This is a genomic window from Pseudomonas sp. E141, from assembly GCF_052659885.1.
The window spans coordinates 1,388,008-1,411,650 of sequence record NZ_CP084024.1 but is presented as its reverse complement, the minus strand read 5'-3'; the positions used below and the strand labels follow the sequence as shown (position 1 = coordinate 1,411,650).

General features: G+C 61.1%; 27 protein-coding genes. 2 read left to right on the top strand and 25 right to left on the bottom strand.

Translation table 11 applies throughout. The features are described 5' to 3' along the window. The 5 genes from ccmE to ccmA form a co-directional block, all read right to left on the bottom strand. Positions 1-456 carry a cytochrome c maturation protein CcmE gene (gene ccmE / locus GKKCFE_RS06440; protein ID WP_076385818.1) on the bottom strand — a complete coding sequence of 152 codons (456 nt, stop codon included), beginning with the start codon at positions 454-456 and terminating at the stop codon, positions 1-3. Then, positions 453-629 carry a heme exporter protein CcmD gene (gene ccmD / locus GKKCFE_RS06435; RefSeq protein WP_007939192.1) on the bottom strand — a complete coding sequence of 59 codons (177 nt, stop codon included), beginning with the start codon at positions 627-629 and terminating at the stop codon, positions 453-455. The genes ccmE and ccmD overlap by 4 nt, the downstream gene beginning before the upstream one ends. Beyond that, on the bottom strand, positions 626-1,381 hold the full coding sequence (locus tag GKKCFE_RS06430) for a heme ABC transporter permease (RefSeq protein WP_047226273.1): 756 nt from the start codon (positions 1,379-1,381) through the stop codon (positions 626-628). Before GKKCFE_RS06430 ends, ccmD begins: the two co-directional genes overlap by 4 nt. Before the next feature lie 94 nt (positions 1,382-1,475). Next, positions 1,476-2,144, bottom strand: coding sequence for a heme exporter protein CcmB (ccmB, locus tag GKKCFE_RS06425; RefSeq protein ID WP_047226272.1), 669 nt, complete (start codon positions 2,142-2,144; stop codon positions 1,476-1,478). Continuing rightward, positions 2,141-2,776 carry a cytochrome c biogenesis heme-transporting ATPase CcmA gene (gene ccmA / locus GKKCFE_RS06420; protein ID WP_047226271.1) on the bottom strand — a complete coding sequence of 212 codons (636 nt, stop codon included), beginning with the start codon at positions 2,774-2,776 and terminating at the stop codon, positions 2,141-2,143. Before ccmA ends, ccmB begins: the two co-directional genes overlap by 4 nt. Positions 2,777-2,975: 199 nt before the next feature. Here ccmA and fliK point away from each other — a divergent pair, with 199 nt between their 5' ends. Both fliK and GKKCFE_RS06410 read left to right on the top strand, forming a co-directional pair. Continuing rightward, positions 2,976-4,562 (top strand): flagellar hook-length control protein FliK, encoded by a 1,587-nt coding sequence (fliK, locus tag GKKCFE_RS06415; protein WP_445577620.1) that lies wholly within the window; start codon positions 2,976-2,978, stop codon positions 4,560-4,562. Continuing rightward, positions 4,559-4,888 (top strand): EscU/YscU/HrcU family type III secretion system export apparatus switch protein, encoded by a 330-nt coding sequence (locus GKKCFE_RS06410; RefSeq protein ID WP_047226269.1) that lies wholly within the window; start codon positions 4,559-4,561, stop codon positions 4,886-4,888. The genes fliK and GKKCFE_RS06410 overlap by 4 nt, the downstream gene beginning before the upstream one ends. 279 nt (positions 4,889-5,167) lie before the next feature. Here GKKCFE_RS06410 and GKKCFE_RS06405 read toward each other — a convergent pair whose 3' ends face one another. From GKKCFE_RS06405 to fliN, 20 genes are all read right to left on the bottom strand, one after another. After that, positions 5,168-5,563, bottom strand: a complete 396-nt coding sequence (locus tag GKKCFE_RS06405; protein WP_445577619.1) for a DUF2802 domain-containing protein — start codon at positions 5,561-5,563, stop codon at positions 5,168-5,170. A gap of 1 nt (position 5,564) precedes the next feature. Next, the gene (locus GKKCFE_RS06400) at positions 5,565-6,050 is read right to left on the bottom strand and encodes a chemotaxis protein CheW (RefSeq protein WP_024778681.1); all 486 of its coding nucleotides are present in this window, start codon (positions 6,048-6,050) and stop codon (positions 5,565-5,567) included. Positions 6,051-6,122: 72 nt separating this feature from the next. Next, a complete protein-coding gene (locus GKKCFE_RS06395; protein ID WP_445577618.1) occupies positions 6,123-6,995 on the bottom strand; it encodes a CheW domain-containing protein in 873 nt (290 codons plus the stop codon). Between the two features lie 96 nt (positions 6,996-7,091). Further along, complete coding sequence (locus GKKCFE_RS06390; protein WP_047226266.1) at positions 7,092-7,883, bottom strand: ParA family protein; 792 nt, start codon at positions 7,881-7,883, stop codon at positions 7,092-7,094. Positions 7,884-7,932: 49 nt separating this feature from the next. Beyond that, entirely contained in the window at positions 7,933-8,817 is an 885-nt protein-coding gene (gene motD / locus GKKCFE_RS06385; protein ID WP_047226265.1) for a flagellar motor protein MotD, read from the bottom strand. Between the two features lie 15 nt (positions 8,818-8,832). Next, on the bottom strand, positions 8,833-9,573 hold the full coding sequence (locus tag GKKCFE_RS06380; RefSeq protein ID WP_018606553.1) for a flagellar motor protein: 741 nt from the start codon (positions 9,571-9,573) through the stop codon (positions 8,833-8,835). Beyond that, positions 9,573-10,691, bottom strand: a complete 1,119-nt coding sequence (locus tag GKKCFE_RS06375) for a protein-glutamate methylesterase/protein-glutamine glutaminase (RefSeq protein WP_445577617.1) — start codon at positions 10,689-10,691, stop codon at positions 9,573-9,575. The genes GKKCFE_RS06380 and GKKCFE_RS06375 overlap by 1 nt, the downstream gene beginning before the upstream one ends. A 48-nt stretch (positions 10,692-10,739) precedes the next feature. Beyond that, positions 10,740-13,004, bottom strand: coding sequence for a chemotaxis protein CheA (locus tag GKKCFE_RS06370; RefSeq protein WP_107322136.1), 2,265 nt, complete (start codon positions 13,002-13,004; stop codon positions 10,740-10,742). A gap of 27 nt (positions 13,005-13,031) precedes the next feature. Next, positions 13,032-13,817 carry a protein phosphatase CheZ gene (locus tag GKKCFE_RS06365; RefSeq protein WP_047226262.1) on the bottom strand — a complete coding sequence of 262 codons (786 nt, stop codon included), beginning with the start codon at positions 13,815-13,817 and terminating at the stop codon, positions 13,032-13,034. 18 nt (positions 13,818-13,835) lie between these two features. Further along, entirely contained in the window at positions 13,836-14,207 is a 372-nt protein-coding gene (locus GKKCFE_RS06360; RefSeq protein WP_003183998.1) for a chemotaxis response regulator CheY, read from the bottom strand. A 166-nt stretch (positions 14,208-14,373) separates the two neighbouring features. Further along, positions 14,374-15,117 (bottom strand): RNA polymerase sigma factor FliA, encoded by a 744-nt coding sequence (fliA, locus tag GKKCFE_RS06355; RefSeq protein ID WP_003184000.1) that lies wholly within the window; start codon positions 15,115-15,117, stop codon positions 14,374-14,376. Further along, entirely contained in the window at positions 15,114-15,944 is an 831-nt protein-coding gene (gene fleN / locus GKKCFE_RS06350) for a flagellar synthesis regulator FleN (protein WP_003184001.1), read from the bottom strand. Before fleN ends, fliA begins: the two co-directional genes overlap by 4 nt. Before the next feature lie 117 nt (positions 15,945-16,061). Continuing rightward, complete coding sequence (gene flhF / locus GKKCFE_RS06345) at positions 16,062-17,411, bottom strand: flagellar biosynthesis protein FlhF (RefSeq protein WP_047226261.1); 1,350 nt, start codon at positions 17,409-17,411, stop codon at positions 16,062-16,064. Between the two features lie 11 nt (positions 17,412-17,422). Beyond that, on the bottom strand, positions 17,423-19,552 hold the full coding sequence (flhA, locus tag GKKCFE_RS06340; RefSeq protein ID WP_047226414.1) for a flagellar biosynthesis protein FlhA: 2,130 nt from the start codon (positions 19,550-19,552) through the stop codon (positions 17,423-17,425). A gap of 181 nt (positions 19,553-19,733) precedes the next feature. After that, positions 19,734-20,870, bottom strand: coding sequence for a flagellar biosynthesis protein FlhB (gene flhB / locus GKKCFE_RS06335; RefSeq protein ID WP_047226260.1), 1,137 nt, complete (start codon positions 20,868-20,870; stop codon positions 19,734-19,736). A gap of 3 nt (positions 20,871-20,873) precedes the next feature. Continuing rightward, a complete protein-coding gene (gene fliR, locus GKKCFE_RS06330; protein ID WP_047226259.1) occupies positions 20,874-21,656 on the bottom strand; it encodes a flagellar biosynthetic protein FliR in 783 nt (260 codons plus the stop codon). Between the two features lie 3 nt (positions 21,657-21,659). Then, positions 21,660-21,929 (bottom strand): flagellar biosynthesis protein FliQ, encoded by a 270-nt coding sequence (fliQ, locus tag GKKCFE_RS06325; protein ID WP_047226258.1) that lies wholly within the window; start codon positions 21,927-21,929, stop codon positions 21,660-21,662. Positions 21,930-21,953: 24 nt separating this feature from the next. After that, on the bottom strand, positions 21,954-22,703 hold the full coding sequence (gene fliP / locus GKKCFE_RS06320) for a flagellar type III secretion system pore protein FliP (protein ID WP_047226257.1): 750 nt from the start codon (positions 22,701-22,703) through the stop codon (positions 21,954-21,956). Then, complete coding sequence (gene fliO, locus GKKCFE_RS06315; protein ID WP_047226256.1) at positions 22,703-23,140, bottom strand: flagellar biosynthetic protein FliO; 438 nt, start codon at positions 23,138-23,140, stop codon at positions 22,703-22,705. Before fliO ends, fliP begins: the two co-directional genes overlap by 1 nt. Next, the gene (gene fliN / locus GKKCFE_RS06310; RefSeq protein WP_047226255.1) at positions 23,141-23,599 is read right to left on the bottom strand and encodes a flagellar motor switch protein FliN; all 459 of its coding nucleotides are present in this window, start codon (positions 23,597-23,599) and stop codon (positions 23,141-23,143) included. Positions 23,600-23,643: the final 44 nt, after the last annotated feature.

Below are 23,643 nucleotides of genomic sequence, written 5' to 3'. Positions count from 1 at the left end.
TCAACCCTCCTTCACGGGAGCGGGCGCCGACTGGCCGCTGTCTTTCAAAGCCTTGGTCACTTCCGGCGGCATGTATTTTTCGTCGTGCTTGGCCAGGACTTCATCGGCCACCACCACGCCTTCGGCATTGAGCTTACCCAGGGCGACGATGCCCTGCCCTTCGCGAAACAGGTCCGGCAGGATGCCACGATAGGTGATGGTCACGGTCTTGTTGAAATCGGTGACGTTGAATTTCACGTCCAGCGAGTCCCCGGAACGCTCCAGGGACCCCTCCTCCACCATGCCGCCGGCACGAATGCGCGTGTCCTTGGGTGCTTCGCCGTTGGCAATCTGGGTCGGGGTGTAGAACAGGTTGATGTTCTGTTGCAAGGCGCTCAAGGCCAGGCCGACTGCGGCGCCGACCCCCACCAGGATGGCAAGAATGATGACAAGACGTTTTTTGCGCAGCGGATTCACTGACCATTCTCCCGGCGCAGACGACGCGCCTCTTGTTGCAGATACCGCTTGCGGGCCAGGATCGGCGCCGCCACGTTGAGGGCCAGCACCGCCAGGCAGATGCCATAGGCGGACCAGACATACAGGCCGTGATGGCCCATGGCGAGAAAATCGCCGAATGATGCAAAACTCATCGAGCGGCCTCCAGGCTGTTCTGTACTTCGGCCTTCACCCAACTGGCCCGGGACTCGCGCTTGAGCACCTCCAGGCGCATGCGCAGCAGCAGCACCGCGCCGAAGAAACAGTAGAAACCCAGCACGGTGAGCAACAGCGGCAGCCACATTTGCACAGGCATCGCCGGTTTTTCGGTGAGGGTGAAGGTCGCGCCCTGGTGCAGGGTGTTCCACCAGTCCACCGAGTACTTGATGATCGGGATGTTGATCACGCCGACAATCGCCAGTACCGCGCAGGCCTTGGCGGCGCTGTCACGATTGCTGATGGCGTTGCCCAGCGCAATAAGACCGAAGTACAGAAACAGCAGGATCAGCATCGACGTCAGTCGGGCATCCCAGACCCACCATGAGCCCCAGGTCGGCTTGCCCCAGATCGCCCCGGTGACCAGCGCTACGGCGGTCATCCAGGCACCGATGGGCGCGGCGCATTGCAGGGCCACGTCCGCCAGTTTCATCTTCCACACCAGCCCGACCACGCCACACACCGCCAGCATCACGTAGATGGACTGGGCCAACAGCGCCGTGGGAACGTGAATGTAGATGATGCGAAAGCTGTTGCCCTGCTGGTAGTCCGGCGGTGCGAAGGCCAGGCCCCAGACCACGCCGATGCCGATCAACAGCAGTGCGGCGATGCTCAACCAGGGCAGCAGTTTGCCGCTGATGCCGTAGAACCACTTGGGTGAGCCGAGCTTATGAAACCAGGTCCAGTTCATTGCTGTTTCCATCACGGTTGCGACTCGTCATTACGAGTCGCCAGGTCTGCCTTTACTTCAAAAGAAGTGGTCAGTTCTTGACCAGGCCTCATTATTATTCGCCGACGCTGATTTTCAGGCCAGCGGCTATTGCAAAGGGTGTCAGGGTTATCGCCAGGGCGGTCAGGCTCCCAAGCCACAGCAGATAACCGGTTGCCGGCATGCCTTGCAGCGCGGCTTGCAAGGCGCCACTGCCGAGGATCAACACCGGGATATACAGCGGCAGGATCAGCAGCGCCAACAACAGGCCGCCGCGCTTCAACCCCACCGTCAACGCCGCGCCGACTGCGCCGAGCAGGCTCAACACCGGCGTGCCCAGCAACAGCGATACCAACAATACCGGCATGCAGGCAGCGGGCAAGCCCAGCATCATTGCCAGCAGCGGCGAGAGCAGCACCAGTGCCAGGCCGGAAAAAACCCAGTGTGCCAGTACCTTGGCCAAAACCAGAAGGGCCAGGGGGTGCGACGAAAGGACCCACTGCTCCAGGGATCCGTCCTCGAAATCACTGCGGAAAAGCCCGTCCAGCGAGAGCAGGACCGATAAAAGGGCCGCCACCCAGACCAGCCCCGGCGACAAGGTTTGCAACAATTGAGTCCCGGGACCGACCGCCAGCGGGAACAGTGCGATGACAATCGCGAAGAACACCAGCGGATTGGCCAGTTCGGCCGGACGGCGGAACAACAGGCGCGCCTCGCGGGCAAGCAGCAGGCCAAACACACTCATACAGCCCAGTTCCCAAGATCGATGTTGCGATAACCGGATGGCATCCGCGCCAATGTGTGGTGAGTGGTCAACAGCACCATGCCGCCACGCTCGCAGTGCCCGGCCAGATGCTCCTCGAGCTGCGCCACGCCCTGCTTGTCCAGAGCGGTGAACGGCTCGTCGAGAATCCACAGCGGCGGGCTGTCGAGATATAACCGGGCCAGGGCCACGCGGCGCTGCTGGCCGGCGGACAGGGTGTGGCACGGCACGTCTTCGAAGCCGCGCAGGCCCACCGTCGCCAGCGCCTGCCAGATCGCCTCGCGCCCGGCCGGTCGATGCAGCGCGCAGAGCCAACTGAGGTTTTCTTCAGGCGTCAGCAAATCCTTGATGCCAGCGGCATGGCCGATCCAGAGCAGATTGCGGGCCAGTTCGCTGCGCTGGCTGTGCAACGGCTGGCCATTGAGCAGCACTTGGCCGGCAGTCGGCTGCATCAACCCGGCCAACAGGCGCAACAGGCTGGTCTTGCCACTGCCGTTGGGACCGCTGATCTGCACCATATCGCCAGGCGAGAGTCTCAATTGGAGATTCTCGAAAAGCAGCCGCAAATCTCGCTCACAGGCGAGGCCAACGGTTTGCAGGAGAGGACTGGTCAAGGGATAGCGGGCCTTATACGGTTCAAGTCGGCAATGCAGCGGCCGTTAAAGAGGTGCAGCATAGATGCTTTGGCGGCCGGTTCCACAGAGCTGCGTCAAACAATTGCAAGGTTTTCGCCACTCCCTGAAAGACCGGCGGCATTATACATGTCATGCCCCAGGGGGCGTGCTCAATTAGTTTCCCAAGGTAAGACCGCAGATGACAGGCGACATGAACATCCCGCCGTTGCCTCAGGCCTCGGCAACAACCCGTATGCCGGCGGTCACGGGCGAGCTGCTCAAATTGCTGACGCCGGTCGAAGGCCTGATCGGTGCGGGCCAGACCGCCAAGGCCGAGGTGTTGTCGCTCAAGCAGGCGGAACAGACCTTCCAGCTGTTGCTCAAGGTCACCCTGGAGAGCGGTCGCCAAACCACCGTGCAAGCCACCAGCACCCAGCCATTGCCCCAAGGCACCAGCCTGGCCGTGACTCAGCCGTCCGCCAGCAACCTGGCGATTACCGTGCAGCAGGCCATCGCCTCGAGCGTCGCCACCCTGACCCGTATCGACACGGCACAGATGCCGGTCGGCACGCTGCTGCAAGGCAAGGTACTGACCAGCCAGGCGTTGCCGCAGTTGCCGGGGCAACCCGCGGTGTACCGGTCGCTGGTGAGCCTGCTCAACACCGCCCAGGCCGGAAGTACCCTGGACATCGACAGCCCGCAACCGCTGCGCATCGGCACGCTATTGAGCGCTCAGGTACAAGATGCCCAAACCTTGAAATTTGTCCCCTTGAGCAACCGCCAGCAACAACTGGCGGTGAGCCAGCAACTGGTCACGCAGATGAGCCGCCAGGGCTCGTTGGACAGCCTGGTCACCGCGCTGCAAAACACCGCGCTGCAAAAGCTTCCGGCCAGCGACGACACTGGCGCCGAGTTGCGCGCTGCGGTGACACGCCTGTTGGCGGGCCTGCCCGACATCCAGCAACTGAGCACACCCAAGGGCCTGGCCCAGGCCATGGCCGCCAGCGGCGCGTTCCTGGAAAGCAAACTGCTGGCCGGGCAAGTACCGAGCCTGGCGCCAGACATGAAGGGCGATCTGCTGAAACTGATCGCCCAACTGACCCCGGCCCTGCCCGCCTCAACCAACCTCGCCGCCATCATCGCCGCCAACACCTTGGCCCAGGTGCTGCCCAGCTTCGTGCGTAACGCCCTCGGCACCCTCGGCCAGGTCAGCGTCAAGCCGCAACCCACCAGTTTCCCCCTGCCCTCGCGCCTGTTGAAAGGCCAGGACGATGAAGGCGACCTGGAACAGTTGTTGCGTCTGGCCGCCGCCGCCGTGTCGCGCCTGCAAAGCCATCAATTGTCGAGCCTGGAACAGACGGGCCTGACCGACGACGGTCGGCTGATGAGCACCTGGCAGTTGGAAATCCCCATGCGCAACCTGCAGGACATCGTGCCGCTGCAGGTCAAGTTCCAGCGCGAGGAAACCCCGCCCCGGGAGGAGTCACCGGAACGCCGTGAAGAACGCGAGCCGAAACAGCAGCTCTGGCGGGTCGAGCTGGCGTTCGACATGGAGCCACTGGGGCCGCTGCAGATTCAGGCCCAGTTGCTCAGCGGCAGCCTGTCGAGCCAGCTATGGGCAGAGCGGCCGTACACCGCCAGCCTGATCGAAAACAATCTGACCGCGCTGCGTGAACGCCTGGTGACCTGCGGCCTGAACGTTGGCGACCTGGATTGCCACCTCGGCACCCCGCCCCAAGGCCCCAAGACGCGACTGGAACAACGCTGGGTGGACGAAACCGCATGACAACCGACACCGCACCACGCCAGGCCATCGCCCTCAAGTACGACGGCCTCCACGCCCCGACCCTCACCGCCAAGGGCGACGAAGCCCTGGCCGAGGAAATCCTGCGGATCGCCCGCGAAAGCGAAGTGCCGATCTATGAAAACGCTGAATTGGTGAAGCTGTTGGCGCGGATGGAACTGGGCGACAGCATCCCGGAAGAGTTGTATCGCACCATTGCCGAAATCATTGCCTTTGCCTGGAACTTGAAAGGCAAATTCCCCCAGGGCTATGACCCGAACGCGCCAAGTGTCGAGAAGGATGTGACCGATCGCGGCGACGATTATTGATCTCCAGATCCAGCAAGGACCGCTCTTGTGGCGAGGGAGCTTGCTCCCGCTGGGTGGCGCAGCCGCCCCAGGCGCAGCGACCGCAAAAAGCGTGGGGGCCGCTGCGCAGCCCAGCGGGAGCAAGCTCCCTCGCCACGGTGATGTATTCACTGAAGATCGGTGGGCCTTTGTAAAAAAAATCGCAGCCTTCAGCAACGCCTACAGGGTAATGTGAACCCTGTAGACGCTGCCAAAGGCTGCGATCTCTTGATCTTTCTTGCAGCTTGCCGCTTGAAACTATCAGCCGCCCTTATGCAACTTGCTCATCAACTCCGCCTCGGCCTGGGTCAGGCCGCAGGCTTGGGTCAGTTCGTCGACGCTGGCGCCCATGCCCACCAGGCGAGCGGCCTGGGCGAAGGACAGGCTGGAGGGGTCGCGCTGCTCCAGTTGGGCCAGTTTGTCCGGCAACGGAGCGACCACGGCGCGTAGCTCGTGCAGGGCTTCGCCCATGCGCACGGTGCCGTTCTGGTAATCGTCGACGCGTTTGGCCAGGTCGCTGATGCGTTGATCACGCAACGCATCGCCCTGGGCCTGCTGAGCGGCGATCTGCCGCTGGGCGCGTATGTACGCGACAAACATCGCCAGCGTGCCTGCCCAGAAAAGGAACAGGACAATGACTGCTACCTCAAGAATCAAATCAGATACTCTCCAGTTCCGACCATTCCTCTTCGCTCATCATCTTCTCCAGCTCGACCAGGATCAGCAACTCGTTGTTCTTGTTGCACACGCCCTGGATGAACTTGGCCGACTCTTCGTTACCGACGTTAGGCGCGGTTTCGATTTCCGACTGACGCAAGTAAACCACTTCAGCGACGCTGTCGACGAGGATGCCGACCACTTGCTTGTCGGCCTCGATGATCACGATACGGGTGTTGTCGTTGACCTCGGTGGAGTTCAAGCCAAACCGCTGGCGAGTGTCGATCACCGTGACCACGTTACCGCGCAGGTTGATGATGCCCAGCACGTAGCTTGGCGCACCGGGAACCGGGGCGATCTCGGTATAGCGCAGCACTTCCTGAACGCGCATCACGTTGATGCCGTAGGTTTCGTTATCGAGCTTGAAGGTTACCCATTGCAAAATCGGATCTTCGGAACCCTTGAGAGACGACGCCTTATCATTCATACCCTGACCCCTCGAAAAACCGCCTGTGGCGGTGTGTGTTCTGCCCCGTGACGTGGTGCGCCACGGGTTGTCTTATTTCGGTTTCTGAACCGGCTTGGCGCCGCCCAGGTGTTTTGCCCCGCCGCTGGCGATCAGCTCGGCCAGCTCGGAAACGTCCAGCAAGGCGCACATGTGTTCGATCACCGTACCGGCCAGCCATGGCCGTTGGCCTCGATGGCTACGCCACTTGATCTCGTTCGGGTCCAGGCGCAGCGAGCGACTGACCTGATGCACCGCCAAACCCCATTCATACCCTTGCACCGAAATCACGTATTGCAGGCCCTGGCGAAAATCATCGCGATAACGGTCCGGCATCACCCAGCGCGCGGTATCCAGCACCTTCAGGTTGCCGGCCTGGCTCGGCAGGATCCCCAGGAACCATTCCGGCTGACCGAACAAAGGCGTCAGTTCCTGCCCGGCCAGGGAATATATCGATCCCAGGCATACCAGCGGCACCGCCAGGGTCAACCCGGCCACATCGAACAACAAACACTCGAACGGCTCGGCGGCCCAGGCCGGACGGTCGTCGGTCGGCACCGGCGGCGGTGGGCTGCTTGGTGGCAGATGGACTTCCACCACCGGCGTCACCAGGCCCTGCAGCAACGGTGCAACGGTCGAGACCGGCGCCAGGATCGGCGCAGGCGCTTGCATCACTGCCACCTGAGGCTTGATGAACGGAGCCTCGACTGCCGCGGCAATCACTGTTTTGTGTGCATCACGGGCCTGCTCTTCGAGCACGGCCGCCTGAAATTCATCCAGTCCACCTTCGGCTTCGACGGTCTCGGGCAACGCCTCGATCACGCTCGGTTGCAGTGGCAGTTCTTCGGTTGCTTCCTGCAGCAGCCCATCCAGATAAGACTGCAGGGCCAGTTGCGGACGCGAGGTTGTCTTTATCGGGCGGCTCATGGGAACAGTGCGCCACTTGAAAAGGTTATCGGCATGTATGCGCCTGGACTTGAGCGCTCACAAGCGAGTGCAATGCCTTTGGTAAGCCTCGTCACCTTAAGCCACCTGCTGCGAAACGAGCTGCTGGGCCAGCAGGTGCTTGAGCAGCGCCCGGTAGGCCAGCACGCCGCGGCTCTTGCCATCGAATTGCGAAGGGGTCACACCGGCACGGCTGGCGTCACGCAAACGCGTGTCGACCGGAATGTAGCCTTGCCAGATGTCATCCGGGTACATGTCCCGCAGCACGCGCAGGGTGCCCAGGGACGCCTGGGTGCGACGATCAAACAGGGTCGGCACGATGTTGAAGGCCAACGATTGCTTGCGTGAGCGGTTGATCATCGCCAGGGTATTGACCATGCGCTCCAGGCCCTTGACTGCCAGATGCTCGGTCTGCACCGGGATAACCAATTGCTGGCTGGCCGCCAAGGCGTTGACCATCAGCACGCCAAGCAGCGGCGGGCTGTCGATGATCGCGTAATCGAAGTCCTGCCACAGTTGCGCCAGACTCTTGGCGATCACCAAGCCCAGACCGCTTTGTCCCGGCGACTGCCGTTCCAGGGTCGCCAGGGCGGTGCTGGATGGCAACAGGGAAATCCGCTCATCGCTGGTGGACAGCAGCAACTGCCCCGGCAGGCCTTCGGGCACACCGCCCTTGTGCAGGAACAGGTCGTAGTTGCTGTGCTCCAGACTGTCGGGATCGTAACCAAAGTAGCTGGTCATCGAGCCGTGGGGGTCCAGATCGACCATGACCACGCGCTTGCCCGCCTCGGCCAGCAATCCGGCTAAAGCGATGGAAGATGTGGTTTTACCCACACCACCTTTTTGATTGGCGACTGCCCAGACTCTCATTCGGATTGTTCCTCCCGGTCGATAAAGGCTCGACCGAGAAATAGCTCGGTTATAAAGCGGGTGACGGAGAATTGACGGCGCTCTGTCTTCCCGGCGACTTGGGCTGGGTCGGTGCAGTTTGTGTGCCAGCACGCTTCAATGCCGCATCCGGTGTTGCATGGGCCGTACCGGTCCCGGTCAGGCTGCGGCGCACCTCAAGGTTGCGCGACACCACCAACACCACTCGCCGGTTGCGCGCCCTCCCCTCGGCGGTGGCATTGTTGGCCACCGGCTGGAATTCACCATAGCCCACCGACGCCAGCCGGCCGGGGTTTACGCCCTGCATCGCGAGCATGCGCACGATGCTCGCCGAACGCGCCGAGGAGAGTTCCCAGTTGGTCGGGTACTGCGCAGTGCGAATCGGCTGATCGTCTGTGAAGCCTTCTACGTGGATCGGGTTGTCGAAAGGCCTGAGGATCGCGGCCACTTTATCGATGATGTTGAACGCCATGTCGCTGGGCATGGCATCGCCGCTGCCAAACAACAGGCTGGAATTGAGTTCGATCTCAACCCACAACTCGTTGCCGCGCACGGTCATCTGATTGGAGCTGATCAGATCACCAAACGCCGCGCTGATGTCATCGGCAATGCTTTTCAACGGATCGCTGCCGCCAGCGATACCGGCATCGACCTGCTCGGAGTCCCTGACCAGCGGTTTGGCCGGCGTGGTGGTCTTGGGCCGCTCATCACCAATGGGGATAGGCTTGAGGGCGCGGTCGGAGTCGGTAAACACGCCGATCAGCGCCTCGGAAATAACCTTGTACTTGCCTTCGTTGACCGACGAGATCGAATACATGACCACGAAAAAAGCGAACAGCAGCGTGATGAAGTCGGCGTAAGAGACGAGCCAGCGTTCATGGTTGACGTGTTCTTCACGATGCCTGCGACGTGCCATTTTCCATGTCTCCCATCAGTCCATGAAGCCCTGAAGCTTCAACTCAATGGAACGCGGGTTTTCACCTTCGGCGATCGACAGGATCCCTTCCAGCAACATTTCGCGATAACGCGACTGGCGCAACGCAATTGACTTGAGCTTGGCGGCGATCGGCAGCAGCACCAGGTTGGCACTGGCCACACCATAAATGGTCGCGACGAAAGCCACGGCGATACCACTGCCCAGTTGCGACGGATCGGCCAGGTTGCCCATCACGTGGATCAGGCCCATCACCGCACCGATGATGCCGATGGTCGGCGCATAGCCACCCATGCTTTCAAAGACTTTGGCCGCTTCGATGTCACGGCTTTCCTGGGTGTAGAAATCCACTTCCAGGATGCTGCGGATGGCTTCCGGCTCAGCGCCGTCCACCAACAGTTGCAGGCCTTTGCGCGAATAGTTGTCGGGTTCGGCGTCGGCCACCCCTTCCAGGCCCAGCAAACCTTCCTTGCGGGCGGTCAGACTCCAGTTCACCACGCGGTCGATGCCACCGGCCAGGTCGACGCGCGGCGGGAACAGAATCCAGATGAGCACCTGCATGGCGCGCTTGAAGGCGCTCATGGGCGATTGCAACAGCGCCGCGCCCACGGTGCCGCCGATCACGATCAACGCCGCCGGGCCGTTGGCCAAGGCCCCCAGGTGACCGCCTTCCAGGTAATTGCCACCAATAATGGCGACGAACGCCATGATGATGCCGATCAGGCTGAGCACATCCATTACAGGCACGCCTCGACCAGGTGTCTACCGATGTCGTCCAGCCCGTACACCGCGTCGGCCAGATCCGCTTTGACAATCGCCATCGGCATGCCATAGATCACGCAACTGGCTTCATCCTGAGCCCAAATGGCGCTGCCGCCCTGCTTGAGCAGGCGCGCGCCCTCGCGACCGTCGGCACCCATGCCGGTGAGCACCACCGCCAGAACTTTGTCGCCGTAGGATTTAGCGGCGGAGCCGAAAGTGATGTCCACACACGGTTTGTAATTGAGGCGCTCATCGCCGGGCAGGATTTTCACCGCGCCGCGACCATCGATCATCATCTGCTTGCCGCCTGGCGCCAACAGCGCCAGGCCCGGACGCAGGATGTCGCCATCCTCGGCCTCCTTGACGCTGATACGACACAGCTTGTCCAGACGCTCGGCGAACGCCTTGGTGAAGGCCGCAGGCATATGCTGGATCAGCACGATCGGCGCCGGAAAGTTGGCCGGCAACTGGGTCAGGACCCGCTGCAACGCCACCGGGCCGCCGGTGGACGTACCAATGGCGACCAGTTTGTAGGCTTTGCGCTTGGGGGCCGGCGACGATGACGTACTGGCGGGCGCGGAACGAGCTGGCGCTGGGGCCGGGGCACTGCGCGCTGGGGCCGGATTGAAGCTGCCCAATGAAGCCGGGGCTGGTGCAGGCGCTGGCGCAGGTGTGCTATAGGCACCGACACGCCGGTTGCTGCGGGAAATACTGTGGACCTTCTCGCACAGCAACTGCCGAACCTTGTCGGGGTTGCGCGAAATGTCTTCGAAATTTTTCGGCAGGAAATCCACCGCCCCGGCGTCCAGCGCATCGAGGGTCACCCGGGCGCCTTCATGGGTCAGGGAGGAGAACATCAATACTGGGGTCGGGCAGCGCTGCATGATATGCCGCACCGCCGTGATGCCATCCATCATCGGCATCTCGTAGTCCATGGTGATCACGTCCGGCTTGAGCGCCAGCGCCTGATCGATTGCCTCTTTGCCGTTGGTCGCCGTACCGACGACCTGAATACTCGGGTCCGCCGAGAGAATTTCCGAGACGCGGCGGCGGAAAAACCCCGAATCGTCCACCACCAGGACTTTAACTACCATAAACACTCCGTTAGACGAGACGCGGCTGCGGGCCGCGCCCCTCCAGAATCAAATACGCCGTGCGGCGTAACGCTTGAGCATGCTTGGCACATCGAGAATCAACGCGATGCGACCGTCGCCGGTGATGGTGGCGCCGGACATGCCCGGGGTGCCCTGGAGCATCTTGCCTAGCGGCTTGATGACCACTTCTTCCTGGCCCACCAACTGATCGACGACGAAGCCGATCCGCTGGGTGCCCACCGAAAGGATCACCACATGGCCTTCACCCTGCTCGACATGAGCGGCGGAGCTGACCAGCCAGCGCTTGAGGTAGAACAGCGGCAGTGCCTTGTCCCGCACGATCACCACTTCCTGGCCGTCCACCACGTTGGTGCGCGACAGGTCGAGGTGGAAGATTTCGTTGACATTGACCAGCGGGAAGGCGAATGCCTGGTTGCCCAGCATCACCATCAGGGTCGGCATGATCGCCAGGGTCAGCGGGACCTTGATGACGATTTTCGAGCCCTGGCCCTTGGTCGAGTAGATGTTGATCGAACCGTTGAGCTGGGAAATCTTGGTTTTCACCACATCCATGCCCACGCCACGGCCCGACACGTCGGAAATCTCGGTCTTGGTCGAGAACCCCGGGGCGAAGATCAGGTTGTAGCACTCGGTGTCGCTCAGGCGGTCGGCGGCATCCTTGTCCATCACACCGCGCTTCACCGCGATGGAGCGCAGTACGTTCGGGTCCATGCCTTTGCCGTCGTCGGAGATCGACAGCAGGATGTGGTCGCCTTCCTGCTCGGCGGCCAATACCACCTTGCCGCTGCGGGGCTTGCCTGACTCTTCGCGCTCTTGCGGCGACTCGATACCGTGGTCGACCGCGTTGCGCACCAAGTGGACCAGTGGATCGGCCAGAGCCTCGACCAGGTTCTTGTCCAGGTCGGTCTCTTCGCCCACTAGTTCCAGGTTGATTTCTTTCTTGAGCTGGCGTGCCAGGTCGCGAACCAGGCGCGGGAAGCGCCCGAAGACTTTCTTGATCGGCTGCATCCGGGTCTTCATGACCGCCGTCTGCAAGTCAGCCGTGACCACGTCCAGGTTCGACACGGCCTTGGCCATGGCTTCGTCCTGGCTGTTGAGGCCCAGGCGCACCAGGCGGTTACGCACCAGCACCAGTTCGCCGACCATGTTCATGATCTCGTCCAGGCGAGCGGTGTCGACCCGTACAGTGGTCTCGGCTTCGCTGGCCGGCTTTTCCGCCGGCGCGGCCGCCGGTGCGCGGGCTGGCGCCGGGGCAGCGGCAGCAGGCTTGGGTGTCTCAGCCTTCGGTTCCGGTGCCTTGGCGGCGGGTTTGGCCGCGGCCTTCTCCGCTGGCGCAGCCGCTGTGGCAGTGGCGGCAGGCGCAGTGGCTGTTGAGGCGGTGCCGACTTCGCTGAACTTGCCCTTGCCGTGCAGTTCGTCGAGCAGTGATTCGAATTCGTGATCGCTGATCAGGTCGCTGCCCGCTGCTGCGGCGGCAGGCTTGGCTGGGGTCGGCGCGGAGGCGATAGCCGAATCCAGTGCGTCCACGGCGAAGTTACCCTTGCCGTGCAACTGATCGAGCAAAGCCTCGAACTCATCGTCGGTGATATCGGAGTTGTCGCCCGCCGCTTTCGGGGCGGCCGGGGCACTCGGGGGGGCGACGGCATCCACGGCGAACTGGCCCTTGCCGTGAAGCTGATCGAGCAGCGACTCGAACTCGGCGTCGGTGATTTCATCGCTGGCGGCGGCATCGGCGGCCGGCGCAGCCGGGGCAGCAGGCGCTGCCGGAGCCTGGGCTTGAGCCTTGACGGCGTTCAGCGAGTCCAGCAGTTGTTCGAATTCGTTATCGGTGATGTCGCCTGATTCCTCGGCGACCGGTTCCTCAACCACTGGCGCGGCTACCGGTGCAGCTTCGTCAGCCGACTGCGGCTCGGCCAGGCGCGACAGCGCGGCGAGCAGCTCAGGCGTAGCAGCGGTGATCGGCGAGCGCTCGCGCACTTCACTGAACATGCTGTTGACCGCATCCAGCGCTTCGAGCACCACGTCCATCAATTCCGAGTCAACGCGACGCTCACCCTTGCGCAGGATGTCGAACACGTTTTCGGCAATGTGACAGCACTCCACCAGCTCATTGAGCTGGAGGAAGCCGGCGCCTCCTTTTACAGTGTGGAAACCGCGAAAAATTGCATTGAGCAGATCCGCATCATCAGGTCGGCTTTCCAGCTCGACCAGCTGTTCGGACAGTTGCTCTAGAATCTCGCCGGCCTCAACCAGGAAATCCTGAAGGATCTCTTCATCGGCGCCGAAGCTCATTAATGGGTGCTCCTAGAGGTCTAAAACCTAAAATCCAAGGCTGGACAGCAAATCGTCCACATCGTCCTGACCGGACACAACGTCTTCTCTTTTATCGGCATGAATTTGCGGACCTTCACCCTGAGAGAGATGTTTTTGTGGATCTTTTTCAGCGAGCATCGCTTCACGGTCGTGTTCGATGCCTGCAAAGCGGTCTACCTGGCTGGCCATCAACACCAGTTTGAGCAGGTTGCTTTCCACTTCGGTGACCAGTTGGGTCACCCGCTTGATCACCTGGCCGGTCAGGTCTTGATAGTCCTGAGCCAGCAGAATGTCGTTGAGGTTGCTCGCCACGGCGCGGTTCTCGGCGCTACTGCGCGTCAGGAAACCGTCGACCCGACGGGCCAGCTCGCGAAACTCTTCAGCCCCGACTTCGCGCCGCATGAAGCGACCCCAGTCGGTGCTCAAGGCCTGGGCTTCATCGCTCAGGCCATTGACCAGCGGCGTTGCGTTCTCCACCAGGTCCATGGTGCGGTTGGCCGCGGCCTCGGTCAGCTTGACCACATAACCCAGACGCTCGGTCGCGTCGGTGATCTGCGAGACCTCCTCGGCCTGCGGCATGTTCGGATCGATCTGAAAATTGACAATCGCGCTGTGCAGTTCACGCGTGAGCTTGCCCACTTCCTGATACAGACCGCGGTCACGGGTCTGGTTGAGCTCATGGATCATTTGAACCGCATCGCCAAAGCGGCCTTTCTCAAGGCTGTCGACCAGTTCGCGGGCATGTTTTTTCAGGGTCGATTCGAAATCACCCATTGAAGATTCGTTATCCATAGCTCCCCCGTGGCGCCGTTAACCGATGCGTTCGAAGATTTTTTCGATCTTCTCTTTCAACGCCTGGGCCGTGAAGGGTTTGACCACGTAGCCGTTCACACCGGCCTGGGCCGCTTCGATGATCTGCTCGCGCTTGGCTTCGGCAGTGACCATCAGCACCGGAAGGTGCTTGAGTTTTTCGTCGGCGCGCACGTGGCGCAGCAAGTCGATACCGGTCATGCCGGGCATGTTCCAGTCAGTCACCAGAAAGTCGATGCTTCCGCTGTTGAGAACCGGAATGGCAGTGGTGCCATCGTCGGCCTCGACCGTGTTGGTGAACCCAAGGTCACGCAACAGGTTTTTTATGATCCGCCGCATCGTTGAGAAGTCATCAACGATGAGGATTTTCATGTTCTTGTCCAATTCGACCTCCAAGCAGTCTTAAACGCGCCCAGCACCTGAACGCGCCATTTCAATCAATCCGGCACAACACTCGACAACGGTCTGGAGGACAACAGAGAAAGACTGGCTCAGCACATGCCAGGCCAGCCTCGTTCGCAGTGTCCCCACACTGCTGTCAGCGCGCTCGCCACTCCCCCAAACGCCCCCGCAAACGGGCCGCGCACTGGCTGTGTAACTGGCTGACCCGCGATTCGCTGACACCCAGGACCTCACCGATTTCCTTGAGGTTCAGCTCTTCGTCGTAGTACAGCGCCAAGACCAGTCGCTCACGCTCCGGCAAATTGGCAATCGCATCCGCCAGCGCGCTCTGGAAACGCTCATCTTCCAGGTCACGCGATGGCTCCATGTGAGCACTCGCGCCGTCCTCGTGCAGCCCTTCGTGTTCGCCGTCCTGCAGCAGGTCGTCGAAACTGAACAGGCGACTGCCCAAGGTATCGTTCAAAATCCCGTAATAATCATCGAGACTCAATTGGAGTTCGGCCGCAACCTCGTGATCTTTAGCGTCACGCCCGGTTTTAGCTTCAATGGCGCGAATGGCGTCACTGACCATGCGGGTATTGCGATGCACCGAACGCGGCGCCCAATCACCCTTACGGACTTCATCGAGCATCGCCCCGCGAATGCGAATACCGGCATAGGTCTCGAAACTGGCGCCCTTGCTCGCGTCGTATTTGTTCGACACTTCGAGCAGGCCGATCATGCCCGCCTGGATCAGGTCTTCAACCTGGACACTGGCCGGCAACCGCGCCAGCAAGTGATAGGCGATACGCTTGACCAGAGGCGCGTATCGCTCAATCAATTCGTACTGGGCGTCCCGTGCCGATTTCTTGTAGAGATGGTTGTAACCGCTGGCTGTCATAACACGGGCCCTGCTGTTTGTTGCACGAGACGCTCGACGAAAAACTCCAGATGCCCGCGAGGGTTGGCTGGCAGTGGCCAGGTATCAACCTTCTGGGCAATAGCCTTGAACGCCAGTGCGCATTTGGAACGGGGAAAGGCTTCATAAACCGCACGTTGCTTCTGGACGGCCTTGCGTACGCTTTCGTCGTAGGGCACAGCGCCGACGTATTGTAGGGCGACGTCCAGGAAACGATCCGTGACCTTTGTCAACTTGGCGAACAGGTTGCGACCTTCCTGCGGGCTCTGGGCCATGTTGGCCAGGACGCGGAAGCGGTTCATGCCGTAGTCACGGTTCAATAACTTGATCAGGGCATAGGCGTCGGTGATGGACGTCGGTTCGTCGCAGACCACCAGCAAGACTTCCTGGGCAGCGCGTACGAAACTGACGACCGAATCACCGATACCGGCAGCGGTGTCGATCACCAGCACATCGAGGTTGTCACCGATGTCGCTGAAGGCCTGGATCAGGCCGGCGTGTTGAGCCGGGGTCAGGTGAACCATGCTCTGGGTGCCCGAGGCAGCCGGCACGATGCGAATCCCGCCCGGCCCTTGCAGCAGCACGTCGCGCAGTTCGCAGCGGCCCTCTATCACGTCCGCCAGCGTGCGCTTGGGCGTGAGCCCCAGCAGCACGTCGACGTTCGCCAGGCCCAGGTCGGCGTCCAGCAGCATGACCCGTCGGCCAAGCTCTGCCAGAGCCAGGGACAAGTTCACTGACACGTTAGTCTTGCCGACGCCACCTTTGCCGCCGGTCACCGCGATCACCTGTACGGGATGCATGCTGCCCATGTTCGTTCTTTACCTTGTCTTACTTAGACGGAGGCCACATTACTGGCTGCGCGCTCGCATGAAGGAACAATGCATGGCAGACCATCGATGTAGGTACAAAAAATATTCATGATTACCTCAGCCGACCTGCTTGGTCGGGCTGTGGTAGATATCAGCGAACATATCAGCCATGGCTTCTTCGCTGGGTTCTTCCTGCATTTGCACACTCACGGCACGACTGACCAGTTGATGACGGCGCGGCAGATGCAAATCATCCGGGATCCGCGGCCCGTCGGTCAGGTAGGCCACCGGTAAATCATGACCGATCGCCAGGCTCAACACCTCGCCCAGGCTTGCCGTTTCGTCCAGCTTAGTCAGGATGCAGCCGGCCAGCCCGCAGCGTTTGTAGCTGTGGTATGCGGCGGTTAGAACCTGTTTCTGGCTGGTGGTTGCCAACACGAGATAATTTTTTGACCGGATCCCACGCCCGGCCAGGCTTTCAAGCTGCATGCGCAGGGCCGGATCGCTGGCTTGCAGGCCGGCGGTATCGATCAGCACGACGCGCTTGCGCAGCAGCGGTTCCAGCGCCTGGGCCAGGGACTGGCCCGGATCCACATGGGTCACCGACACATTGAGGATCCGGCCAAGGGTCTTGAGTTGTTCCTGGGCACCGATACGGAAACTGTCCATGCTCACCAGGGCGATGCTCTGGGCGCCGTACTTGAGTACATAACGCGCCGCGAGCTTGGCCAGGGTGGTGGTCTTGCCCATGCCGGCCGGGCCGACCATGGCAATGACGCCACCTTCTTCGAGAGGCTCGACTTCCGGTGTGGCGATCATCCGCGCCAGGTGCGCCAGCAACATGCGCCAGGCCTGACGAGGTTCTTCGATATCGTTGATCAGCGCCAGCAGGTCGCGGGACAACGGGCCGGACAAGCCGATACGTTGCAGGCGACGCCACAGGTTTGCCTGGGCCGGACGGTTGCCTTGCAACTGGTTCCAGGCCAGGGAGCCGAGCTGAACTTCCATCAGTTCACGCAGGCTGTTGAGTTCGAAGCGCATCGAGTCCAGGGCGCGCGGGTCGACGCCACCGCCTGAGGCAGCCTGAACCGGCGCCGGACGACGCGGCTCGGCCTTGGCCTGCTCGACCAGTGGCTCAGCAGCGGTCAACGGCAATCCAGCGGTCAGAGGCTGGCCGGCGAACAATTGACGATTGGTGCCCGCGCTGGCTTCGCCGTCACTGCTGCGCAAGCTCAATTCGGCCTGGGCACTGGCGATGCGCGACTGGGTCTTGCGCAGCTCATCCTCGAGTTCCATGTTGGGAACACGTGGGGCCAGCGCCGACAATTTGTAATCCAGAGCCGCCGTCAGCTCGACACCGCCGGCGATCCGACGGTTGCCGATGATGGCGGCTTCAGCGCCCAGCTCGTCACGAACCAGCTTCATGGCCTGACGCATATCGGCGGCGAAAAAACGCTTCACTTGCATAAACCACTACCTCAGCCGTTGGGCCCTACTGTCGCAACGATGGTCACTTGCTTGTTGTCCGGTATTTCCTGGTACGCCAGCACATGCAGCCCCGGGACCGCGAGGCGCCCGAATCGCGAAAGCATCGCGCGAATCGGACCGGCCACCAGCAGGATCACCGGTTGGCCTTGCATCTCCTGCCGCTGGGCTGCATCGATCAGCGAACGCTGCAGCTTCTCGGCCATGCTTGGCTCCAGCAGAACGCCCTCTTCCGAGCCTTGTCCTGCCTTCTGCAGACTATTGAGCAATATCTGTTCCAACCTTGGCTCCAACGTGATCACAGGCAGCTCCGACTCAGTGCCTACAATGCTTTGGACGATTGCGCGGGATACGCCAACCCGCACCGCAGCCACCAGAGCGGCGGTATCTTGACTCTTGGAAGCGTTGTTGGCGATAGCCTCGGCAATGCTGCGAATGTCGCGCACCGGCACCTGCTCAGCCAACAGCGCCTGCAACACCTTGAGCAATTGCGACAACGAAACCACGCCAGGCACCAGCTCTTCGGCCAGCTTCGGCGAGCCTTTGGCCAGCACTTGCAGCAATTGCTGGACTTCTTCGTGACCGATCAGCTCGCTGGAGTGCTTGTACAGAATCTGGTTCAAGTGGGTCGCGACCACGGTACTGGCGTCCACCACGGTATAGCCAAGGGACTGGGCCTGGGCCCGCTGGCTGATTTCGATCCATACCGCTTCCAGGCCAAAAGCCGGATCCTTGGCGGTAATGCCGTTGAGCGAACCGTAGACCTGTCCCGGGTTGATCGCCAGTTCACGGTCCGGGTAAATCTCGGCTTCGGCCAGGATCACCCCCATCAGCGTCAAGCGATAGGCACTTGGCGCCAGATCGAGGTTGTCACGAATATGTACAGTGGGCATCAAAAAGCCCAGGTCCTGGGACAGCTTCTTGCGCACACCCTTGATCCGCGCGAGCAATTGACCACCCTGATTGCGGTCCACCAAGGGGATCAGACGGTAACCGACTTCCAGGCCGATCATGTCGATCGGCGTCACGTCGTCCCAGCCCAGCTCCTTGGTTTCCATGGCACGAGCCGGCGACGGCAACAGTTCCTGCTGACGCTTGACCTCCTGCAGAGCCTGAACCTTTTGTACGTTCTGTTTCTTCCAGAACAGGTAGGCGCCACCCGCCGCCAATGCGGCCATGCTCAGAAACGAGAAATGGGGCATCCCGGGGACCAGGCCCATCACGGCCATCAGTCCGGCTGCAACGGCCAACGCCTTGGGCGATGCAAACATCTGCCGGCCGATCTGCTTACCCATGTCTTCGGAGCCGGACGCACGGGTCACCATGATCGCGGCAGCTGTGGATAACAACAGTGATGGCAATTGCGCCACCAAACCGTCACCAATGGTTAACAGCGCGTAAACCTTGCCGGCATCGCCGAATGTCATGCCGTGCTGGAAGATACCGACAGCCATACCGCCGATCAGGTTGATGAAGAGGATCAGCAGGCCGGCGATGGCATCGCCGCGCACGAATTTGCTGGCACCGTCCATGGAGCCATAGAACTCGGCTTCCTGGGCCACTTCCAGACGACGGGCCTTGGCCTGGCCCTGATCGATCAGGCCAGCGTTGAGGTCGGCGTCGATTGCCATTTGCTTGCCGGGCATTGCATCGAGGGTGAAACGCGCGCTCACCTCGGAAATCCGTCCGGCACCCTTGGTCACCACGACAAAGTTGATGATCATCAAAATGGCGAAGACGACGATACCCACCACGTAGTTTCCGCCGATCACCACTTCACCGAAGGCCTGGATCACCTTACCGGCAGCGGCGTGGCCTTCATGCCCGTGGATCATCACCACCCGGGTGGACGCCACGTTGAGCGCCAGGCGCATCAGCGTCGCCACCAGCAGAATGGTCGGGAACACCGCGAAATCCAGTGGCCGCAATGCGTACACACACACCAGCAGTACAACGATGGACAAAGCGATGTTGAACGTGAAGAACACGTCCAGCAGAAACGGTGGCACCGGCAGCATCATCATGGCGAGCATGACCAGCAGCAACAACGGCACGCCCAGATTACCCCGGCTGAGGTCGGCTACGTTGTTGCGCGCGGTGTTGAATAACTGAGAGCGATCCACCAATAATCCCCGTTCCTGTGAAGCAAACTTTTGACGCCCGGAACGGGCGTAGACGGGGTGTTGCAAGAAGCCTTCCAACTTTTGTCAGAGGCTGAAATAGAGGCGCTAGCCAAGGCGCCGTATGCAATCAAGGCTCGCTCCCACTGGTTCTGCATCCGAGCGCAATCAACGCAGGCCCGAATCAGGAGTCGCGGCGCAAATCCGGTGGAATCGGCAAATCCTTGAGAGGCTCGGGGCGCTTGCCCTTGCCGGCGCGGTGTTGACGGATCTGATAGACGTAGGCCAACACCTGGGCCACGGCCAGGTACAGGCCTCCGGGGATTTCCTGGTCGAGTTCGGTGGAGTAGTAAATCGATCGCGCCAACGCGGGGGACTCGAGCAGCATCACTTCGTTGGCTACGGCAATCTCGCGGATTTTCAGCGCCAGGAAATCACTGCCCTTGGCCAGCAACACCGGAGCATTGCCTTTATCGGGGTCGTACTTGAGTGCCACGGCGTAGTGAGTCGGGTTGGTGATGACCACGTCGGCGTCCGGGATCGCCGCCATCATCCGGCGCTGGGACACTTCACGCTGCAACTGGCGAATCCGTTGCTTGACCTCCGGCTTGCCCTCCTGGTCCTTATGCTCGTCGCGGATCTCCTGCTTGGTCATCATCAGCTTCTGCTTGCTCTGATACAGCTGGATCGGCACGTCGATGGCGGCGATCAGAATCAAGCCGCAAGCCATCCACAAGGTACTCCAGCCCACCAGCTGCACGCTGTGGATAATGGCCTGCTCCAAGGGTTCATGGGCGATGCGCAGCAAGTCGTCGATATCGGCCTGCAGTACCGTCAGCGCGACAAACAGGATCAGGAAAAACTTCCCAAGCGCCTTGAGCAACTCCATCAGCGCCGTGCTGGAAAACATTCGCTTGAGGCCGTTGGCCGGGTTCATCCGACTGAACTTGGGCGCCAGGCTCTTACCGGCAAACAGCCAGCCCCCCAGGGAAATCGGGCCAATAATGGCCGCCAACAGCAGAAAGATCAGGACCGGTTGCACGGCCAGGATCGCGATCTTGCCGGAGTGCAGCAGGTATTGCCCCATGGCACCGGGACTGAGCAGTACCTCGCGGGGCAAGGAAAAATTCAGGCGCATGATTTCCAGCAGATCCAGGGCCAGCCCGCCGCCATAAATCAACAGACCGCCCGCCCCGGCCAACATCACCGCCAGGGTATTGAGCTCCTTGGAGCGCGCAATCTCGCCCTTGTCCCGAGACTCCTTCTTGCGCTTCTCCGTGGGGTCTTCTGTCTTGTCCTGCCCACTCTCGCTTTCGGCCATGGTTCAGCGCGCCTGTGCCATGTCGCGTAACAGCTGCAGGGCCTGGGTCGCCAGCGGCTGGTACTGGTTAAGAAGATCCCCCAGGCTGATCCAGAAAATCACCAGGCCCAGCACCAGGGTCAACGGAAAGCCAATGGAGAAAATGTTCAACTGCGGCGCCGCCCGGGTCATCACGCCAAAGGCAATATTGACCACCAGCAACGCGGTAATCGCGGGCAATACCAACACCATCGCCGCCCCTAGAACCCAGCCAAGCTTGCCTGCGATGTCCCAGAAATGATTGACCAGCATCGCGCTGCCCACCGGCAATGTGGTGAAGCTCTCGGTCAACACCTCAAACACCACCAAGTGCCCGTTCATGGCCAGAAACAGCAGGGTCACCAGCATCGTCAGGAACTGCCCGATCACAGCGCTGTTCACGCCGTTGGTGGGGTCGACCATGGAGGCGAACGCCATGCCCATCTGGATCGAAATGATTTGCCCGGCCACCACAAACGCCTGGAAAAACAGCTGCAGCGAAAAGCCCATCAAGACGCCAATCAGAATCTGCTCGGCCACCAGCATCAATGCACTGAGGTCCAGAGCGTTGACCGGCGGCATAGGCGGCAACCCTGGCGCGATGACCACCGTAATCGCCAGGGCGAAATACAGCCGTACGCGGGTCGGCACAAGGGTAGTGCCAAACACCGGCATGCTCATCAGCACCGCGGTGACACGAAACAGCGGCAGGATAAATGACGCCACCCAGGTACTGATCTGGGTATCCGTCAGTTCGAGCATCGACATCGGTCAGCCGATCAACTGCGGAATACTGCCGTAAAGCTGCAGGATGTATTCCATGAAGGTTTGCACCAGCCAGGGACCGGCGACGATCAACGTCACCAGCATCACCAGCAGACGCGGCAGGAAACTGAGGGTCTGTTCGTTGATCTGGGTCGCGGCCTGGAACATCGCCACCAGCAAGCCCACCAGCAGGCTGGGTATCACCAGCACGGCGACCATCATGGTCGTCAGCCAGAGCGCTTCGCGGAACAGGTCTACCGCTACTTCAGGCGTCATATTCTTGCTACCCGCACAAATGGCCTAAACACCGCCGAAACTGCCCGCCAGGGTGCCGATGATCAGGGCCCAGCCGTCCACGAGCACGAACAGCATGATCTTGAACGGCAGGGAAATGATCAATGGCGACAGCATCATCATACCCATGGCCATGAGCACACTGGCGACCACCAGGTCGATAATCAGGAACGGGATGAAAATCATGAAACCAATCTGGAACGCGGTCTTGAGCTCGGACGTCACGAACGCCGGCACCAGAATCGTCAGCGGCGCTTGATCCGGGCTGGCAATGTCAGTGCGCTTGGACAGGCGCATGAACAGTTCCAGGTCGCTGGTGCGGGTCTGGGCCAGCATGAAATCCTTGATCGGCACTTCAGCCTTGGCCACCGCGTCTTGGGCGGTGATGGTTTCCGCCAGATAGGGCTGCAGCGCATCCTGGTTCACCCGGTCGAAGACCGGTGCCATGATGAACATCGTCAAGAACAGCGCCATGCCGGTAAGAATCTGATTCGACGGCGTCTGCTGCAAGCCCAGGGCCTGGCGCAGGATCGAAAAGACGATAATGATCCGAGTGAAACTGGTCATCAGCATGACGAACGCCGGGATGAAACTCAGCGCGGTCATGATCAGCAGGATCTGCAGGCTGACCGAATACTCCTGAGCCCCTTCGGCGTTGGTGCCCAAGGTAATTGCCGGGATCGACAGTGGATCGGCGGCAAGCACCAACGGCGCGGCCAGCATCAGGACCACCGCCAACAGAATGCGCAATGGCATTACTTTTTATCCTTCTGATCTTTACCCAACAGTTCCATGAGACGCTGGGCAAACTCGGGGGTGGCCTGGTCGGTGGCAGGCACCTGCACCGGCTCCTTGAGAACATGCAATGCAGTAATGGTGCCCGGGCTCAGCCCCAGCAGAATCTGCTCGTTGCCAACCTGAACCAGCACCAGCCGGTCCCGCGGGCCAAGCGCGCGGGAACCGACGATGTCGATGACCTGCCCCTTGCCGGCTGGCCCCGCCTGCTGCACACGCCGCAGCAACCAGGCCAGGAAGAAGATCAACCCCAGCACCAGCAGCAGACCGAGCACCAATTGCGCCAGTTGCCCGGCGATCCCGCTACCCGCCGCCGGCGCAGCCGCTACGGTGGCTACCGGTTCGGCCGCCAGCACGCTGAATGGCAGCATCAAGGCTGCGGCGAAAAAACCTTTCACTCAGCGCAACTTCTTGATGCGTTCGCTCGGGCTGATCACGTCCGTCAGGCGAATGCCGAACTTCTCGTTGACCACCACTACCTCGCCATGGGCGATCAGCGTGCCGTTGACCAGTACATCCAACGGCTCGCCAGCCAGGCGATCCAGCTCGATCACCGAGCCCTGGTTAAGCTGCAGCAGATTGCGGATGTTGATGTCGGTGCTGCCCACTTCCATGGAAATCGACACCGGGATGTCGAGAATCACGTCCAGGTTCGGCCCGTCCAGCGTCACCTGTTCGTTGCTTCTGGGCACGCTGCCAAACTCTTCCATCGGCAGGCGGTTGGAGGCGTGAGCGCCAGTGTCGGCCGCCAGCAAAGCGTCAATGTCGGCCTGCCCGGCGTCGCCGGTTTCTTCCAGGGCCGCAGCCCACTCGTCGGCCAGCGCCTGGTCATCCTGGGTGTTCATATCGTCAGCCATCATTTGTCCTCGGCGGGCAAAAATTCAGTTAAAAACGTAAGGAT